Origin of the sequence: Delftia lacustris (assembly GCF_040267515.1) — a bacterium.
Classification (GTDB): domain Bacteria; phylum Pseudomonadota; class Gammaproteobacteria; order Burkholderiales; family Burkholderiaceae_C; genus Comamonas; species Comamonas tsuruhatensis.
Genome location: NZ_CP141274.1, coordinates 6,483,372 through 6,500,464, shown reverse-complemented (window position 1 = coordinate 6,500,464; position 17,093 = coordinate 6,483,372). Strand labels below are relative to the sequence as shown.

At 68.6% G+C, this 17,093-nt stretch carries 13 protein-coding genes; 8 read left to right on the top strand and 5 right to left on the bottom strand.

Features of this window, described 5'->3' with window-relative positions; genetic code table 11:
* Positions 1-13 precede the first annotated feature (13 nt).
* Positions 14-736 (bottom strand): TetR/AcrR family transcriptional regulator, encoded by a 723-nt coding sequence (locus U6958_RS31110; protein ID WP_016446678.1) that lies wholly within the window; start codon positions 734-736, stop codon positions 14-16.
* A gap of 159 nt (positions 737-895) precedes the next feature.
* Here U6958_RS31110 and U6958_RS31105 point away from each other — a divergent pair, with 159 nt between their 5' ends.
* The 5 genes from U6958_RS31105 (at position 896) to U6958_RS31085 (ending at position 8,635) form a co-directional block, all read left to right on the top strand.
* Positions 896-2,494 (top strand): AMP-binding protein, encoded by a 1,599-nt coding sequence (locus U6958_RS31105; protein ID WP_074920770.1) that lies wholly within the window; start codon positions 896-898, stop codon positions 2,492-2,494.
* A gap of 146 nt (positions 2,495-2,640) precedes the next feature.
* The gene (locus U6958_RS31100) at positions 2,641-5,934 is read left to right on the top strand and encodes a carboxyl transferase domain-containing protein (protein ID WP_074920768.1); all 3,294 of its coding nucleotides are present in this window, start codon (positions 2,641-2,643) and stop codon (positions 5,932-5,934) included.
* 102 nt (positions 5,935-6,036) lie between these two features.
* Positions 6,037-7,179 carry an alanine--glyoxylate aminotransferase family protein gene (locus tag U6958_RS31095; protein WP_074920766.1) on the top strand — a complete coding sequence of 381 codons (1,143 nt, stop codon included), beginning with the start codon at positions 6,037-6,039 and terminating at the stop codon, positions 7,177-7,179.
* A 33-nt stretch (positions 7,180-7,212) separates the two neighbouring features.
* Positions 7,213-7,632, top strand: a complete 420-nt coding sequence (locus U6958_RS31090; RefSeq protein WP_017407873.1) for an FKBP-type peptidyl-prolyl cis-trans isomerase — start codon at positions 7,213-7,215, stop codon at positions 7,630-7,632.
* 88 nt (positions 7,633-7,720) lie between these two features.
* Positions 7,721-8,635 carry a DMT family transporter gene (locus tag U6958_RS31085; protein WP_074920764.1) on the top strand — a complete coding sequence of 305 codons (915 nt, stop codon included), beginning with the start codon at positions 7,721-7,723 and terminating at the stop codon, positions 8,633-8,635.
* Positions 8,636-8,644: 9 nt separating this feature from the next.
* Here the strand turns inward: U6958_RS31085 and U6958_RS31080 are convergent, their stop codons facing one another.
* The gene (locus U6958_RS31080; protein WP_074920762.1) at positions 8,645-9,826 is read right to left on the bottom strand and encodes a Fic family protein; all 1,182 of its coding nucleotides are present in this window, start codon (positions 9,824-9,826) and stop codon (positions 8,645-8,647) included.
* Positions 9,827-9,950: 124 nt separating this feature from the next.
* Positions 9,951-11,522, bottom strand: a complete 1,572-nt coding sequence (norR, locus tag U6958_RS31075) for a nitric oxide reductase transcriptional regulator NorR (RefSeq protein WP_074920760.1) — start codon at positions 11,520-11,522, stop codon at positions 9,951-9,953.
* Positions 11,523-11,642: 120 nt separating this feature from the next.
* On the opposite strand from norR, the gene hmpA reads away from it, so the two are divergent.
* Positions 11,643-12,869: an NO-inducible flavohemoprotein gene (gene hmpA / locus U6958_RS31070; protein ID WP_017407870.1), complete on the top strand. Its 1,227-nt coding sequence runs from the start codon at positions 11,643-11,645 to the stop codon at positions 12,867-12,869.
* Positions 12,870-12,992: 123 nt separating this feature from the next.
* Here the strand turns inward: hmpA and U6958_RS31065 are convergent, their stop codons facing one another.
* The gene (locus U6958_RS31065) at positions 12,993-13,250 is read right to left on the bottom strand and encodes a DUF3297 family protein (protein ID WP_016446670.1); all 258 of its coding nucleotides are present in this window, start codon (positions 13,248-13,250) and stop codon (positions 12,993-12,995) included.
* A 120-nt stretch (positions 13,251-13,370) separates the two neighbouring features.
* On the opposite strand from U6958_RS31065, the gene U6958_RS31060 reads away from it, so the two are divergent.
* Positions 13,371-14,675, top strand: coding sequence for a DUF445 domain-containing protein (locus U6958_RS31060; RefSeq protein ID WP_074920757.1), 1,305 nt, complete (start codon positions 13,371-13,373; stop codon positions 14,673-14,675).
* A 166-nt stretch (positions 14,676-14,841) separates the two neighbouring features.
* Here U6958_RS31060 and U6958_RS31055 read toward each other — a convergent pair whose 3' ends face one another.
* The gene (locus U6958_RS31055) at positions 14,842-15,009 is read right to left on the bottom strand and encodes a hypothetical protein (protein WP_156180070.1); all 168 of its coding nucleotides are present in this window, start codon (positions 15,007-15,009) and stop codon (positions 14,842-14,844) included.
* Here U6958_RS31055 and U6958_RS31050 point away from each other — a divergent pair.
* Complete coding sequence (locus tag U6958_RS31050; RefSeq protein ID WP_043789217.1) at positions 15,008-17,035, top strand: ligand-gated channel protein; 2,028 nt, start codon at positions 15,008-15,010, stop codon at positions 17,033-17,035. The two genes, U6958_RS31055 and U6958_RS31050, sit on opposite strands and share 2 nt — an antisense overlap.
* Positions 17,036-17,093 lie beyond the last annotated feature (58 nt).

Sequence of the window (17,093 nt, the reverse complement as noted above, 5' to 3'; positions counted from 1 at the left end):
GAAGGAATGGTCGTCAGTCCTTGCCGGGCGGCTCGGCCCGGGGCCGGCTGCGCCGTGCAGGCGTCTTTTTCGCGGGGGATGCGGCAATGGCTTCGGGCGCGGTGGCTGGCGCCGTGCGCAGGCCCAGCACGCGGCTGGCCAGCTCGGTCAGCTCGGCCACCATCTCGGCCGTGCCCAGGCGGCCGCCGGGGCGGTACCAGTTGTAGAGAAAGCCCGGCAGGCTGCAGGCGGCCTGGGCGGTGATGCGTGTCTCGCGAAAGTCCAGGTGGCCGCTGGCGCGGCCTTCTTCGAGCAGCGCGCAGAACTGGCGGTAGAACTGGCGCGCCAGCGTGCGCGAGGCCTTCATATACGCAGGGCTGAAGGCCTGGGGCTCGCGGTAGGGAAAGAAGGCCGCCGGATAGTGGGCAATGGTGGCCGCGATCAGGCGCTGCAGGCCGTCCACGGCCTTCTCGTGCGCGGCGCGCGGATCGTCGGCCGCGAAGTCCAGCACCGTGAAGCAGGCCTCGGTGGGTGCCCAGCACAGGGTCTCGAAGATCTCCTGCTTGTTGCGGAAGTAGTAGTAGACGAAGGGCTTGGTCACGCCCAGGGCCTGGACGATCTGCTCCATCGTGGTGTTGGCGTAGCCGTTGCGGTCGAACAGGGCCTCGGCCGCCTTGAGGATGCGTTCGCGCTTTTCATCGGAGCCGGCCGTGGGAAGGCGCTGGCGGCCGCGCGGGGTGACAGGGGGCTTGGGCATGCGGGAAATCTCGTGTCGCGTCGGTGGCTGCGATGGTTATACCGGTGGGTAGCAATGTTCTACCAGCGGGTATATATTGGCAAGCCGCTGGACCCCAAAACAAATCAAGGCTATCCCTTAGGACTGGTTCCGGGATGGCCATACACCCAGGAGACAAGCATGGCGGATTCCGAGACCCTCATTCCCCTACATGAGGCCCTGCGCCGCAATGCGCGCAACCACCCCGGCCGCGACGCCTACATCTGGTATGGCCGCCACATCAGCTGGGCCGAGATGGATGCGGCCAGCGACGCCTTTGCCGCGCGGCTGCAGGCGCTGGGCGTGGGCCGGGGAGAGCCCGTGGCGCTGTTCATGAACAACTGCCCGCAGTACATCGTGGCGCACTACGGCATCCAGAAGGTCGGCGCCATCGTCTGCCCCTGCGGGCCGCTGAACAAGGAGCATGAGCTGCAGTACCAGCTCGATGACCTCAAGGCCCGCGTCATCGTCGCGGCCGATGTGCTGCTGCCCGTGGTGGACAAGGTGCGCGCCAGCACGGCGCTCAGGCATGTGCTGGCCGTGCGCTATGGCGACTGGCTTCCTGAATCGGCCACGCTGGCGCTGCCGCCCGAACTGCAGGTCCCCGTGCAGCCGCTGCCCGAGGGCGTGGAATCGTTCTGGGATGTCATGCACAGCGGCGCCAAGCCCGTGCCCGTCGATGTCGCCATGGACGATGTCTCGCTGATGACCTATACCTCGGGCACGACGGGCCTGCCCAAGGGCGCCATGCTCAGCTACGGCAACGCGGCCAGCAAGACGGCCGGCGCCTCCAGCGCCACGGGCGTGAACGCCGGCGACATGCTGCTGGCCGTGGCGCCGCTCTATCACATTGCCGGCATGTCCATGGGCGTGAACATGCCCGTGCACAGCGGCGCCACCTGCGTGCTGCTGCACCGCTTCGACCCGCTGGCCGTGGCCCAGGCCCTGGAGCGCTACCGCGTGACCTGGTGGTACAGCATCGCGCCCATGAACGTGGCCGTGATGCAGCTGCCGGGCGTGGAGGCCATGGACTTTTCCGCGCTGCGCCGCAACACGGTGACCAGCTTCGGCATTGCCTACACCGAGGAGCTGGCGCGGCAGTGGAGGCGCTTCACCCCGAACTGCATCTCCAGCGAGGCGGCCTACGGCCTCAGCGAGACCCACACCATGGACACCACCATGCCCGGCGATGCCATCCGCTGGGGCACGCACGGCAAGCCGCTGCCCGGCAACGAGGTGCGCATCATCGACCCCGAGACCGGCGAGCCGCTGCCGGCCGGCGAAGTGGGCGAGATCACCATCCGCGGCCCCGGCAACTTCAAGGGCTACTGGAACAAGCCCGAGGCCACGGCCAGGACCCTGAAGAACGGCTGGGTCCACACGGGCGACATGGGCCGCTTGGACGCCGAGGGCTACCTGACCTTCATCGGCCGCTTCAAGGAAATGATCAAGGTCTCGGGCTACAGCGTCTTCCCCGAGGAGGTGGAGGCCATCCTCATCAAGCATCCGGCCGTGGCCCAGGCCGCCGTGATCGGCGTGCCCGACCCGCAAAAGGGCGAGGTCGTGCGCGCCTTCATCGTCACGCGGCCGGGCCAGCAGATCGCGGCCGAGGACCTGGTGCAGTGGTCGCGCGAGAACATGGCCAGCTACAAGGCGCCGCGCGAGGTGCGTTTCATCGAGGCGCTGCCTGCCACCGGCGCGGGCAAGGTGCTGCGCAGGATGTTGAAAGACACCCCCTGAGTCGCTTCGCGCCTTCCCCCTCTCTACCCGCTTCGCGGGGGAGGGGGACGACACCTTCGGTGCGGGGCGGCCCTTCCTCGGTGCCCCTTGCATTTGAGGGCGCCAGTTGCAAACGCTGTTGACCATTGATACCGGACCTTTTACCCATGTTCCAGAAGATCCTGATTGCCAACCGCGGCGAGATCGCGCTGCGCATCGTGCGCGCGCTGCGCGAGCTGGGTGTGCCCAGCCTGGCGGTCTTTGCCGCAGACGATGCGCAGGCGCCCCATGTATCCGCTGCCGATGCAGCCGTGCCCCTGGACGCCAGCGGCCCCTCGGCCTACCTGGACGGCGCCCACCTGCTGCGCATTGCGCGCGAGCACGGCTGCGACGGCATCCATCCGGGCTACGGCTTTCTCAGCGAGAACGCCGGCTTTGCCCAGGCCTGCGCCGACGCGGGACTGCGCTTCATCGGCCCTGCACCCGCCCATCTGGCGCTGCTGGGCGACAAGGCCCGCGCACGCGATCTGGCGCGCCGCTGCGGCGTGCCGCTGATGCCGGGCAGCAGCGAGGCTGTCACGCTGGAACAGGCCCAGGCCTTCTTCGAGGCGCAGCAGGCCGGGGGCGCCAGCGGCATCATGGTCAAGGCCATCGGCGGCGGCGGCGGGCGCGGCATGCGCGCCGTGGCGCGTGCCGAGGACCTGCCCGCTGCCTACGAGCGCTGCCGCAGCGAGGCGCGCGCCGCCTTCGGCGTGGACGGTGTCTATGTGGAGCGTCTGATGACGGGCGCGCGCCATATCGAGGTACAGATCCTGGGCGACGGCGGCGCCGCCCCCATCGCGCTGGGCGAGCGCGAATGCACGCTGCAGCGGCGCTTCCAGAAGCTGGTGGAGATCGCGCCCAGCCCCAGCCTGGCGCAGCCGCTGCGCGAGCGCATTACGCGCGACGCGCTGCGCATGGCCGCCGAGATCGGCTACGAGAGCCTGGGCACCTTCGAATTCCTGGTCGATGCCGCCTCCGACTCCCTGCCCTATGTCTTCATCGAGGCCAACCCGCGCCTGCAGGTCGAGCACACCATCACCGAGGAAGTCTTCGGCATCGACCTGGTGCAGGCCCAGACCCGCATTGCGGCGGGCGATCACCTGGGCGAGCTGGGCCTGGATGCCAGGACACCCCCCGCGCCGCGCGGCTATGCCATGCAGTGGCGCATCAATGCCGAGACGCTGGATGCCGCAGGCCATTCGCGCCCCGGCAGCGGACGCATAGGCGCATTGCAGTGGCCGGCCGGCCCCGGCATCCGCATCGACACGCATGCGGTGGCGGGCGCCAGCCCCTCGCCGCACTACGACACGCTGCTGGCCAAGCTCATCGTGCACAGCAGCGGGCCGCGCTTCGAAGACGTGCTGCGCCGCGCACGCCGCGCGCTGGACGAATGCCGCATCGACGGGCTGGCCACCAACCTGCCGCTGCTGCAGGCGCTGGCCGGCCGGCCCGAGATGGCGTCGCAGGCCGTGCACACACGCTGGCTTGAAGAGGCCCTTCCCGAATTGGTGGCGGACGCCCAGGCGCTGGCCGAAGGCGCGCGCCGCACGGCTGTGGCCGCCGATGTGCCGATGGCGGCCGAGGCTGCTGGCGCGCCCGTCCCCGAAGGCGCCCTCACGGCCCCCATGCCCGCGCGCATCGTGCAGTGGAGCGTGGCCGTGGGCGATGCCGTGGCCGCAGGCGCCGAGCTGGGCGTGCTCGAAGCCATGAAGATGGAGCATGTGCTGCTGGCGCCGCAGGCCGGCACCATCACCCAACTGCTGGCCGAGGCCGGTGCCTATGTGGCCCAGGACCAGCCCCTGCTGGTGCTGGCCGCCGCCGAAGGCGTGCAGGCCGACGCACGCGCGCAGCAGTCCGCACAGGACCCGGACCACATCCGCGCCGACCTGCAGCGCGTCATCGACCGCCATGCCTTCACGCGCGATGCCGCCCGGCCCGAGGCCATGGCCAAGCGCCATGCCCAGGGCAGCCGCAGCGCGCGCGAGAACATCGCCGATCTTTGCGATGAGGGCAGCTTCATCGAATACGGTGCGCTGGCCATTGCCGCGCAGACGCGCCGGCGCAGCATGGACGACCTGATCGCCAACACGCCGGCCGACGGCATGGTCACGGGCATGGGCTCCATCAACGGCGCGCAGTTCGGCCAGGAGCGCTCGCGCGCCGTCGTCATGTCCTATGACGCCACCGTGCTGGCGGGCACCCAGGGCGCGCGCAACCATGCCAAGACCGACCGCATGCTGGGCATTGCGCTGGCGCAGAAGCTGCCCGTGGTGCTGTTCGCCGAAGGCGGCGGCGGGCGGCCCGGTGACACCGACACGCCCGTGGTCGCGGGCCTGCATGTGCACACCTTCGCGGCCTATGCGGCGCTGTCGGGCCAGGTGCCCGTGATCGGCATCACCCATGGCCGCTGCTTTGCGGGCAACGCGGCTCTGCTGGGCTGCAGCGACGTGATCATCGCCACGCGCGCCAGCTGCATCGGCATGGGCGGGCCGGCCATGATCGAGGGCGGCGGGCTGGGCGTCTTCCGGCCCGAGCAGATTGGTCCCAGCAGCGTGCAGCATGCCAATGGCGTGATCGACGTGCTGGTCGAGGACGAGGCCGAAGCCGTGGCCGCCGCGCGCCACTACCTGTCCTTCTTTCAGGGCCGCACCACGGAGTGGGCCGCGCCCGACACGCGCGCCCTGCGCCATGTGGTGCCCGAGAACCGGCTGCGTGCCTACGACACGCGTGCGGCCATGGCGCATCTGGTGGACGAAGGCAGCCTGCTGATGCTGCGCACGGGCTTTGGCGCAGGCATCCACACGGCGCTGGCGCGCATCGAAGGCCGGCCCGTGGGGCTGATGGCCAACAACCCCTCCCACCTGGGCGGCGCCATCGACGCCGATGCGGCCGACAAGGCCGCGCGCTTCATGCAGCTGTGCAATGCCCATGGCCTGCCCATCGTGAGCCTGGTGGACACGCCCGGCTTCATGGTCGGCCCCGAGATCGAGAAGACGGCCCAGGTGCGCCATGTCAGCCGCCTGTTCGTCACGGCTGCCAAGCTGCGCGTGCCGTATTTCAGCGTGGTGCTGCGCAAGGGCTACGGCCTGGGGGCCATGGGCATGACGGCCGGCAGCTTCCATGCGCCGGTGTTCAACGTGGCCTGGCCCACGGGCGAGTTCGGTGCCATGGGTCTGGAAGGCGCCGTGCGCCTGGGCTTTCGCAAGGAACTGGAGGCCCTGCCCGAGGGCGCCGAACGCAACGCCCTGTTCGACCGGCTGCTGGCCCAGCAGTACGCCCACGGCGAGGCCATTCACATGGCCGGCACGCTGGAGATCGACGCCGTCATCGACCCCGCCGACACGCGCGCGTGGCTGTCGCGCGGCCTGGCAGGGGCGCGCGTTGCGCCTGCCCAAGCCGGCTTCGTGGACACCTGGTAGGCCCTGAAAACGCCGCGGACGGCATGCTAAGCTGGCCGCCTTTCCGACGAACATGATGGCGGGCCTGCAGTGTGCAGGCCCCGCTGCCTCTGGAGACTCCCCATGCCCGGACTTCTGCCCGATATCGATCCCGACGGCCTGCTCGAATTCTCGGTGGTCTACACCGACCGCGCGCTCAACCACATGTCCAAGCGCTTCGCGGGCGTGATGCAGGACATCCTCACCACGCTGCAGGAGGTCTGCCACGCCCACACGGCCGTGCTGGTGCCGGGCAGCGGCACCTTCGGCATGGAGGCCGTGGCGCGCCAGTTCGCCAACCGCGAAAAGGTGCTTATCGTGCGAAACGGCTGGTTCAGCTACCGCTGGACGCAGATCTTCGAGGAAGGCGGACTGGGCGGTGGCGCCGTGGTCTGCAAGGCGCGTCGCCAGGGACCGGGCAGCCAGGACCCCTGGGCGCCGTGCGCGGCCGAGGACGTGGCCGCCGCCATCCGCACTGAAAAACCCAAGGTCGTGTTCGCCCCCCATGTGGAGACGGCCAGCGGCATCCTGCTGAGCGACAGCTACCTGCGCACCGTGGCCGATGCCGCGCACGAGGTGGGCGCGCTCTTCGTGCTGGACTGCGTGGCCTCGGGCGCCATGTGGGTGGACATGGAAAAGACCGGCGTGGACGTGCTGATCAGCGCGCCGCAAAAGGGCTGGAGCAGCTCGCCGTGCTGCGCCATGGTCATGCTCTCGCAGCGTGCGCGCGAAGCCATCGAGCACACGCAAAGCTCCAGCTTCTCCTGCGACCTCAAGAAGTGGATGCAGATCGCCGAGGGCTACGAAAAAGGCCAGCACGCCTACCACACCACCATGCCCACCGACGCCCTGGTCCGCCTGCGCGACGTGATGCTGGAGACGCGTGCCTACGGCTTCGCCAAGGTGCGCGACGAGCAGATCGCCCTGGGCGCCAAGGTGCGCGCCCTGCTGGAATCGCGCGGCTTTCCCAGCGTGGCGGCCGAAGGCTGGAAGGCCCCCGGCGTGGTCGTCAGCTACACCACCGACCCCGGCATCCAGAGCGGCAAGAAGTTCATGGAGGCCGGCCTGCAGACCGCCTCGGGCGTGCCCCTGCAGTGCGACGAAGGCCCGGACTTCAAGACCTTCCGCATCGGCCTGTTCGGCCTGGAAAAATGGCACAACGTGGACCGCACCGTCGGCCACATCGCCAAGGCCCTTGACGACATCGGTGTCCCCGCCAAGGCGTGAACCCGCTGCAAACATTGCATTGAAAGAACCCTCATGAACAAGACCCTCACCACCCTGGCCGCCTCCTGCGGCCTGATGCTCGCCGCATTCACCGGCGTGGCTGCCCATGCGGCCGAACCCGTCACCACGGCCAGCGGCCTGGTCTATGAAAGCCTCAAGGAAGGCACGGGCGCCAGCCCCAAGGCCAGCGACACGGTGCGCGTGCACTACCGCGGCTACTTCCCCGACACGGGCAAGGACTTCGACAGCTCCATCACGCGCGGCCAGCCCATCGAGTTCCCCTTGACCGGCGTGATTCCCTGCTGGACCGAAGGCGTGCAGAAGATGAAGGTCGGCGGCAAGGCCAAGCTGACCTGCCCGCCCTCCATCGCCTACGGCAGCCGTGGCGCGGGCAGCGTGATCCCGCCCAACGCCACGCTGAACTTCGAGGTGGAACTGCTGGGCATCAAGTGATGGCCGGCCCGCTGGCCGGGCCAGCCCCCGCTTGATGCAAAGCCGGCCTGCGGGCCGGCTTTTTTACGGTCGTTGAAAGGGATATGCCGTGGATTCACGCAAACCGCTGGACGCGCGCGCCGCCGCGCTGATGCTCATGCTGTGCCTGATCTGGAGCCTGCAGCAGATCCTGCTCAAGGCCACGGCCGATGCCATTGCGCCCACGCTGCAGATCGCGCTGCGCTCGGGCGTGGGCGCCGTGCTGGTGTGGCTGTTCATGCGCTGGCGCGGCATGCGCGTGCAGTGGGGCGACGGCAGCTGGCGCCCGGGCCTGGCCGTGGGCACGCTGTTTGCGCTGGAATTCCTGCTGGTGGGCGAGAGCATCAACCACACCTCGGCCGCCCATGTGGTGGTCTTCCTGTATTCCGCCCCCGTGTTCGCGGCGCTGGGCCTGCACTGGAAGCTGCCCTCGGAGCGCCTGGCGCCGCTGCAATGGCTGGGCATCGCACTGGCCTTTGCCGGCATAGCGCTGGCCTTCCTGGGCGGCGGCAAGCCTTCGAAGGCAGCCGGCGCCGCCATGCTGCTGGGCGACCTGCTGGCACTGGCCGCCGGCGTGGCCTGGGGCGCCACCACGGTGGCCATCCGCACCACGCGGCTGGCATCGCTACCCGCCGCGCAGACCCTGCTCTACCAACTGGCCACCGGCTTTGCGCTGCTGCTGCCCGCCGCCTTCCTGCTGGGCCAGACCCGCTTCGAGCCCACGCCGCTGGCCTGGGCCGGCCTGGCCTTCCAGTCCGTGCTGGTCTGCTTCGTGAGCTTCCTGGTCTGGTTCTGGCTGCTCACGCAATACCTGGCCTCTCGCCTGGGCGTGTTCTCTTTCATGACGCCCATCTTCGGCGTGGTCTTCGGGGCCTGGCTGCTCAGCGAGCCCATCGAGCCCAACTTCCTGGCCGGGGCACTGATGGTGCTGGCAGGGGTGCTGCTGGTGAGCGGGTATGGGTGGCTGATGTCGCTCAGGCGGTGAGGCCAGGGGTCAGGCCGGCCGGGGTAGCGGATCCGTGCCCTCGTTGAGCACGGAAAGATAGCGCCGATAGCTGAAGACCCGGCCTCGCTTGCGGCCGGTCACTTCCTCGATTATGCCCAGGCGCTGCAAGTCGGCGAGCGCCGTGTTGACGGTGGGCGAGGACAGCCCTGTCTGCCGGACCAGTTGGTTCGACGTCAGGAAGGGGTTGAGCTGGAACAGGTCGTGGATGCGCAGTGTGGAGTTGGCGCGCTCGCCTTCGGTCGCGATGCGTTCGCGGTCCTGCCTGAACAGGTCGACGATATGGGTGGCGGCCTCGAAGGCCTGGTTCGCGGTCTGTGCCACGCCGGTGAGAAAGAAGTCGAGCCAGGCTTCCCAATTGCCGTTCTCGCGCACTTCCTGGAGCAGCCGGTAGTACTCGGCCCGGTGCGTCTTGAGAAAAAGGCTGAGGTAGAGCAGCGGCTTGTTCAGCACGCCGTTGATGCAGAGATACAGCGTGACCAGCAGGCGGCCGATACGGCCATTGCCATCGAGGAACGGATGCAGTGTCTCGAATTGCACGTGCAGCAGGCCCGCCTTGATGAGGGAGGGCAGGCGGGAAGCATCCTCATGCATGAAGCGTTCAAAGGCGTCGAGGCAGGGACCGAGCTCGTTGACGGGCGGCGGCACGAACAAGGCGTTGCCTGGACGCGTGCCGCCAATCCAGTTCTGCGAGCGCCGGAACTCGCCGGGGCTTTTGGTGCCGCCGCGTCCGCTTTGCAACAGCCGGTCATGCATCTCGCGGATCAGGCGCAGTGACAGCGGCAGGTCCCGCAGGCGCTCCAGTCCGTACATCATCGCGTCCACATAGTTCGAGACTTCGCGGATGTCGTCGATGGGCTGGCCCGCCTGGGCCTCGGCTTCGAAGCGCAGCAGGTCCGACAGCGTCGATTGCGTGCCCTCGATCTGCGAAGAAAGCACGGCCTCCTTGCGCACGTACATGTAGAGAAACAGCTCCTGGCGGGGTAGCAGCATGGTGATGCCATCGAGCCGTCCCAGCGCCCGCTCGGCAAGGCTGAGCTTTTCCAGGAGCGCGAGCACATCGATGGCCGGCTCCGGCGGAAGCGGTGGCGGCACGAAGGCGCGCACCTTCTCGCCCGCTGCAGATGTCTCGATGAAGCGGCCAAGCCGCTGGCTGGTAGGGGAATCGGGCATGGGCTGACTATGGCTTCGGACGCTTATTTAAGCAAATGCGGTTTTTCTTAAATAACGAGAGCGCCAAGTTAAGCAGACTTAAATAAGCCTTCGTCTCAAGGCGGCGGGCCGGCCGCATGATCCCTCATGCCAGTCCCAGCCGCCGCGCCAGCCGCTGCAGGTTGGCGCGGTCCATCTGCAGTTCGCGTGCGGCGGCGGCCCAGCTGCCGTGGTGGCGCTGCAGGCTGGCGTCGATCAGATGGCGCTCGTAGCTCTCCACGGCTTCGCGCAGGCCTTGGGGGTTGGCGCCGGGCGATGCGGCCTGTGGGACGGGCAGGGACGGGGTGGCCGTCGCCGGGGGCTGCGCGTCATCCCGGAGATCGGCCTGGCCCAGCGTGACCATGCGAGCCCGGCCACCGGCTGGAGCGGCGGAGGGCGCACGGCTCAGCGCCCGCAGCACGCCGCGGCTGATGAGGTGCTCCAGCTCCCGCACATTGCCGGGCCAGTCCTGGGCCAGCAAGGCCGATTGCGCAGCGGGGTGCAGGCGCAGTCCGCCCAGGCCCAGGCGCGAGCGGTTTTCCTCGAGGAAGAAGCCGGCCAGCATCAGCACGTCGCTGTCGCGCTCGCGCAGCGCGGGCACGCGCAGCGGGTAGACGCTCAGGCGGTGGAAGAAATCGGCGCGCATGCGGCCTGCCGCCACCTCGGCGGCCAGGTCGCGGTTGGTGGCGGCGATCACGCGCACGTCCACATGGTGTTCGCGGTCCGAGCCCAGGCGCTGCAGCTGTCCGCTTTGCAGCACGCGCAGCAGCTTGGCCTGCACGGGCAGGGACAGTTCGCCCACTTCGTCCAGGAACAGCGTGCCCTGGTCGGCCTGCTCGAACTTGCCGCTGCGCTCGGACAGCGCGCCCGTGAAGGCGCCGCGCACATGGCCGAACAGCTCGCTTTCGACCAGGTTGTCGGGCAGGGCCGCGCAGTTGATGCTGACCAGCGCCCGGCCTGCACGCGCCGACTGCGCATGCACGGCCTGGGCCACCAGTTCCTTGCCCGTGCCGGTCTCGCCCGTGATCAGCACATTGAGGTCGCTGGCCGCGACCAGGGGGATGTCCTTTTGCAGCGCGCGCATGGCCGGGCTCTGGCCGATCAGCGGACGCGATGAATCGCCCCCCGGGGCGGCGCCGGGTGCGGGCAGGGCGCGCGCACTGCGCGCCAACCGGCGCAGCCGCTCGGCCGTGGTCACGGTGGCCGCCGCCAGGTTGCTGAAAGCCTGCAGCGCCGCCAGCGCGGCCGGGTCGGCAAAGCGCCCCGGGTCCAGCGCGTCCAGCGTGAGCAGGCCCCAGGGCAGGCCGCCCGTCTGCAGCACGCAGCCCATGCAGTCGTGCACCTCCAGCGGCCCGTGGCCCTGGGCCACCAGGCCGTCATAGGGATCGGGCAGCGGACTGTCGGGCGCAAAGCGCATGGCCTGGCCCGCGGCCAGCAGCTGGGCGAAGCGCGGGTGCTCGGCAATGCGAAAGCGCCGGCCCAGCGCATCGGGCACCAGGCCATCAATGGCCACGGGCCGCAGCCACTCGCCTTCCAGGCGCAGCAGGGCGGCGGCATCGGCCGGCAGCACGGCGCGCAGGGCTGCCAGCAGGCGGCGAAAGCGCTCGCGCTCGGGCAGGTCCTGGGCCAGGTCGGCCACCAGAGGGGTCAGGGCATGCAGGGCGGTGGATGTGGTCATAAAGACTGCGATGGCTGTCAAAAAGACTTGTTTTGACGAAGGTCATATTGACGCATGAAACGCCAAGCCCTTGTTCTTCAAGGGTCGCGGGACTGGCACGGCCCTTGCCTTTGCCAAGGCATGTCCGGCATCGCACCGGGCATGTCCGTCCCCGTACCCAAGGAGTTTCCCGTGCTGACCGACCGCCAACGTGCCATCGTCCAATCCACCGTTCCGCTGCTTGAAACCGGCGGCGAAGCGCTGATCACGCATTTCTACCAAACCATGCTGGGCGAGTACCCCGAGGTGCGCGCCCTGTTCAACATGGCCCACCAGCAAAGCGGCGCCCAGCCGCGTGCCCTGGCCTACAGCGTGCTCATGTACGCCAGGCACATCGACCGGCTGGACGCCCTGGGCGACCTGCCCGCGCAGATCATCAACAAGCACGTTGCGCTGCAGGTGCAGCCCGAGCACTACCCCATCGTCGGCACCTGCCTGCTGCGCGCCATCCGCGAAGTGCTGGGCGCCGAGATCGCCACCGACGAGGTCATAGCCGCCTGGGGCGCCGCCTACCAGCAGCTGGCCGACATCCTGATCGGCGCCGAGCGCCAGGCCTATGACCGCACGGCGGCGGCCGAAGGCGGCTGGCGCGGCGAGCGCGCCTTCGTGGTCGAGGACAAGGTGCAGGAAAGCGCCGAGATCACCTCGTTCTACCTGGTGCCGGCCGATGGCGGCCCCGTGATCGCCCACCAGCCCGGGCAGTACATCGGCCTGCGCCTGGTGGTGGACGGCCAGGAGCAGCGGCGCAACTACTCCCTGTCCGCACCCGCAGACGGGCGCAGCCTGCGCATCAGCGTCAAGCGCGAGGCGGGTGGCAAGGTCTCCAACTTCCTGCACGACCGGGTCCGGGTCGGCGACACGCTGCAGCTGTTCCCGCCCGCAGGCCACTTCACGCTGCAGCCCGGCGAGCGCCCGCTGGTGCTGATCAGCGGCGGCGTGGGTATCACGCCGACCCTGCCCATGCTGGACGCGGCCTTGCCGACCCGGCGGCCCGTGGTCTTCATCCACTGCGCACGCGAGCGCGGGGTGCATGCTTTCCGCGAGCATGTGGATGCGCTGGCTGCCGTGCATCCGCAGCTCACCCGTTACTACTGCTATGACCGGGCGGAGGAGGGCGATGGGGTCGATGCGCAGGGCCTGCTGACCGCCCGCCAGCTGGGTGAATGGCTGCCCGCCGTGGATGCCGATGTCTACTTCCTGGGGCCTCGGCCGTTCATGCGGTCGGTGAAGGAATCGTTGAAGGCCCTGGGGGTGCCGCAGGAGCAGGTGCGGTATGAGTTTTTTGGGCCGGCCGAGGCGCTCCAGTAGGCTTTGCCGGAGCCTGCCCTGGGTGGTTTCTGGCTCTGCCGCACCCCGGGCATGCCTTTGTCGCGTCCTTGTCGCGCCCCTTGTAGCACCTCTGTGGCAAGAGGCGCGACAAGGTCCGAAGGCTCAGCGGTAGAAGGCTTGCACGGTGCCCTTGAGCTTGATCAGCAAGGGCCTGCCCTTGCGATCCACCGTCTTGCCCGCGGGCACCTTGATCCATCCCTCGCTCACGCAATACTCCTCCACGTCGAACCGCTCCTTGCCGTTGAAGCGGATGCCGATGTCGTGCTCGAACACGGCCGCCACGTGGTGCGGGCTGCGCGGGTCGATGGACAGGTGGTCGGGCAGGGCGGGGCGCTCGGCGGATGCGTTGGCGTCGGTCATGGTCTTGTTCTCGCAAGAGGGTTCTGAAGAAAGCCGGTATTGTCCGCGCAATCCGGGGTCAGGCGCTGGCTGACAGGCATTGGCGGCAGGCATCGCCACGCGGGGCCCGGCGGGCGTCGTATGCTGCGCTCCATGCTGTCGCCAGAGCAACGTCAAACACTGAAGTCGGCCAAGCGCCTGCCGCTGGCGTTGCTGCTGCTCATGGCGCTGGGCTTCGTGGCCTCGTCGGTGGCGGCAGCGCACTGGCAGCAGGTGCCGCTGTGGCTGGCCTGCATCAAGGCCGTGACCGAGGCCTCGCTGGTCGGCGCGCTGGCCGACTGGTTTGCGGTGTCTGCCCTGTTCCGGCACATTCCGCTGCCCGTGGTCGGGCGCCACACGGCCATCATTCCGCGCAACAAGGACCGCATCGGGCTGAACCTGGCGAATTTCGTGCGCGACAAGTTCCTGGACGGGCCTTCACTGGTGGCGCTGATCGAGCGCCATGATCCCGCGCGCGTGCTGGCGGGCTGGCTGACCTCACCGGCCAACAGCACGCTGCTGGGGCGGCAGGTGGCGCGGCTGGCGCTGGCGGCGCTGGAGATGGTGCAGGACCGGCAGGTGGAGCGCTTTCTCTCGCACTCGTTCAAGGCCTTGCTGGAGCATCTGGACCTGCCGCGCGCGGCGGCGGACCTGCTGTCGGGCCTGACCCAGGACGGGCGCCACCAGGCCGTGCTCGACGATGTGCTGGCGCGCGTCAGCGGCGTGCTGCGCGAATCCGAGACCCATGTGCTGATCGCCCGGACCATCGTGCTGTGGCTCAAGCGCGAGCATCCGCTCAAGGAAAAGATGCTGCCTACGGACTGGCTCGGCGACAAGGGTGCCACGGCCATCGCCGGGGCGCTGGACAGCCTGCTGCAGGACATCGCCAGCGATCCCGGGCACCACATGCGCAAGGCGTTCGATGCCTCCGTGCAGCGGCTGATTGACCGGCTGCAGTCCGACCCGGCCATGGCCGATCGCGCCGAGCGCCTGCGCGACTACCTGCTGCACGACGAGAAGCTGGCCGGCTACCTGCGGGCGCTGTGGCTGGGCCTGCGCGCCAGGCTGCAGGCCGACCTGGCCAACGAGCATTCGCAGGTGGCGCGCAAGACCGCGGCCATGGGCCGCTGGCTGGGCCAGTCGCTGGCGCATGACGAGGCGCTGCGCCACTCCATGAACGAACGCCTCAAGCGCTGGGCCCAGGCGCTGGCGCCCGATGTCTCGCAGTTCCTGGCCCAGCACATCGCCGACACCGTGCGGCGCTGGGATGCGCGCGAGCTGTCCGAGCTGATCGAGCTGCACATCGGCAAGGACCTGCAGTACATCCGCATCAATGGCACCGTGGTCGGCGGTGCCGTGGGGCTGCTGCTGTTCCTGGTCTCCAATGCGGGGCGGCTGTGGTCCTGATCTTCGTATCAGGATGTTGCCTGCCGGCCACATCGGGCCAACTTTACAAAGCCGCCGTGTTCGCCGGAACGCCGTGAATCGGGCCGGGCGCCGCACGCGCCCGGGCACTGGCGGCCCTGCATGTCATTGATGAACAAGGCAACATTCAGCATCCTGAATGAATTGCTCACAGATCGGTCCGCTTGTAAAGAAAAACAGCAGCTGCGCTGCCGTCGGCCAGGCCGTTGTCGGCGGGAAAATAAAATAAGAACGATTCGCACTCATCAAAAACAACAGAGCGGATGCGCACCCCGGTCGTTCGACCGTCCGTGATTCTTCTTGCGAGCTTTCCCATGCACAACTGCACAGCCCCCGCGGCGGGCCGTGGCTTTGCCCTGTCCGCCCTTTGCACCTCCCTGCGTGCTTCGTTTCCCTCCACCGTCGCTCCCCTGCGCCGCACCGCGCTGGGCGCCTGCCTGGGCCTGCTGGCCTCGGGCAGCGCGCTGGCTCAGGCAGCAGACGGGGCCGCGCTGGAAACCCTGGTCGTGACGGCCAGCGGCTTCGAGCAGGAGATCAGCCAGGCGCCGGCCTCGATCTCGGTGATCACGCGCCAGGAACTGGAGCAGGGCGCCTACCGCAACCTGCACGATGCCCTGCGCGATGTGCCCGGCGTGATCCTCACGCCCTCGGACAACAACTCCAACGACATCTCGTTGCGCGGCATGGGCGCCAACTACACCCTGATCCTGGTGGACGGCAAGCGCATGAGCACGCGCGAGACCCAGACCAACGGCAGCACGGGCACGGACCAGAGCTGGATTCCGCCGCTGGAGGCCATCGAGCGCATCGAGGTGGTGCGCGGCCCCATGTCCTCGCTGTACGGCTCGGACGCCATGGGCGGCGTGATCAACGTCATCACGCGCAAGGTGGCGAAGAACTGGCATGGCTCGGTGCGCGCCGACGCCACGCTGCAGGAGCGCTCCACCTCGGGCGATGCCTACCAGACCAACTTCTACCTGTCAGGCCCGATCAAGACCGACCTGCTGGGCCTGAGCCTGTACGGCAACTACAGCAAGCGCGACCAGGACCGCATCTACCAGGGCTACAACAAGAGCGACAACCGTTCGCTGAACCTGCGCCTGGCGCTGACCCCCAGCAAGGACCACGACCTGATCGCCGAGATCGGCACTTCGCGCCAGCACTTCGTTTCGTCGCCTGGCATGACCCTGCTGCCCACCGATGCGCCCAGCGACCGCAAGTTCGAGCGCGAGAACTACTCGCTGCAGCACAAGGGCCGCTGGGGCTGGGCTTCCTCCGACACCTATCTGCAGCGCGAGGAAACGCGCAACCTGTCGCGCGACATGACCATCAGGAACACGGTGTTCAACAGCAGCTGGGTGGCGCCGCTGGGCCGCCAGCACCTGCTGACCACGGGCGTGTACTACAACCAGCAGGACTTGCGCGACACGACGACCAATACGCTGCCGGGCTCGGCGCGCACCACGGCCGATCGCACGCAGTACGCCTGGTTCGCCGAGGACGAGTGGCGCCTGCGCGAGAACTTCGCCCTGACCGGCGGCCTGCGCTACGACCACGACAGCAAGGGCGGATCGCAATGGAGCCCGCGCCTGTACGGCGTGTGGAACCTCGACGCGCAATGGACCGTCAAGGGCGGCGTGTCCACCGGCTTTCGCGCGCCCTCGCTGCGCCAGACCCTGGGCGACTGGGGCCAGTCCAGCCGCGGCGGCAACATCTACGGCAACCCCGACCTGAAGCCCGAAACCTCGCTGAGCAAGGAACTGGGCGTGCTCTACAACAACGGCGCCGGCCTGTCGGCAGGCCTGACGGTGTTCGACAACGAGTTCAACGACAAGATCACGCGCATCGCCTGCCCGGAGTGCGGACCGGCCAATTCCTCGGGCAACACGCCCACCACCAACGTCAATATCGACAAGGCCATCACGCGCGGCGTCGAAGCCACGTTCAAGGCCCCGCTGGCGCGCACGCTGGACCTGAGCAGCAGCTACACCTTCACCAAGTCCGAGCAAAAGAGCGGCGAGTTCGCGGGGCAGCCGCTGAGCCAGCTGCCGCGCCACATGCTCAACCTGGCGCTGAACTGGAAGCCTTCGCAGCAATGGGCGGGCTGGGCCAAGCTGTCCTACCGGGGCAAGGAAAGCCAGCCCACGGGCGGCCGTTCGGCGCGCACCTGGGTGGCCGGCAGCTATGCCATGTTCGACATGGGCGGCTCCTACAACTACAGCAAGGACGTGACCTTCTACGCAGGCATCTACAACCTGTTCGACAAGGACGTGTACTACGAGGACTACGCCACGGTGCAGGACGGCCGGCGCTACTGGATCGGCATGAACGTGAAGTTCTAGGCATCCCGGCCGCAAGGGCGGCCGCTGCCCGTGGCCTGCGGATCAGGCCGCGCCGCTT

Bases quoted from the DNA above. Each gene is read 5' to 3' on its own strand.
- U6958_RS31050 (WP_043789217.1), top strand. From the start codon at position 15,008: ATGCACAACTGCACAGCCCCCGCGGCGGGCCGTGGCTTTGCCCTGTCC.
- U6958_RS31065 (WP_016446670.1), bottom strand. From the start codon at position 13,250: ATGACCGACGCCAACGCATCCGCCGAGCGCCCCGCCCTGCCCGACCAC.
- U6958_RS31055 (WP_156180070.1), bottom strand. From the start codon at position 15,009: ATGGGAAAGCTCGCAAGAAGAATCACGGACGGTCGAACGACCGGGGTG.
- U6958_RS31100 (WP_074920768.1), top strand. From the start codon at position 2,641: ATGTTCCAGAAGATCCTGATTGCCAACCGCGGCGAGATCGCGCTGCGC.
- hmpA (WP_017407870.1), top strand. From the start codon at position 11,643: ATGTCCGGCATCGCACCGGGCATGTCCGTCCCCGTACCCAAGGAGTTT.
- norR (WP_074920760.1), bottom strand. From the start codon at position 11,522: ATGACCACATCCACCGCCCTGCATGCCCTGACCCCTCTGGTGGCCGAC.
- U6958_RS31080 (WP_074920762.1), bottom strand. From the start codon at position 9,826: ATGCCCGATTCCCCTACCAGCCAGCGGCTTGGCCGCTTCATCGAGACA.
- U6958_RS31105 (WP_074920770.1), top strand. From the start codon at position 896: ATGGCGGATTCCGAGACCCTCATTCCCCTACATGAGGCCCTGCGCCGC.
- U6958_RS31060 (WP_074920757.1), top strand. From the start codon at position 13,371: ATGCTGCGCTCCATGCTGTCGCCAGAGCAACGTCAAACACTGAAGTCG.
- U6958_RS31090 (WP_017407873.1), top strand. From the start codon at position 7,213: ATGAACAAGACCCTCACCACCCTGGCCGCCTCCTGCGGCCTGATGCTC.
- U6958_RS31110 (WP_016446678.1), bottom strand. From the start codon at position 736: ATGCCCAAGCCCCCTGTCACCCCGCGCGGCCGCCAGCGCCTTCCCACG.
- U6958_RS31095 (WP_074920766.1), top strand. From the start codon at position 6,037: ATGCCCGGACTTCTGCCCGATATCGATCCCGACGGCCTGCTCGAATTC.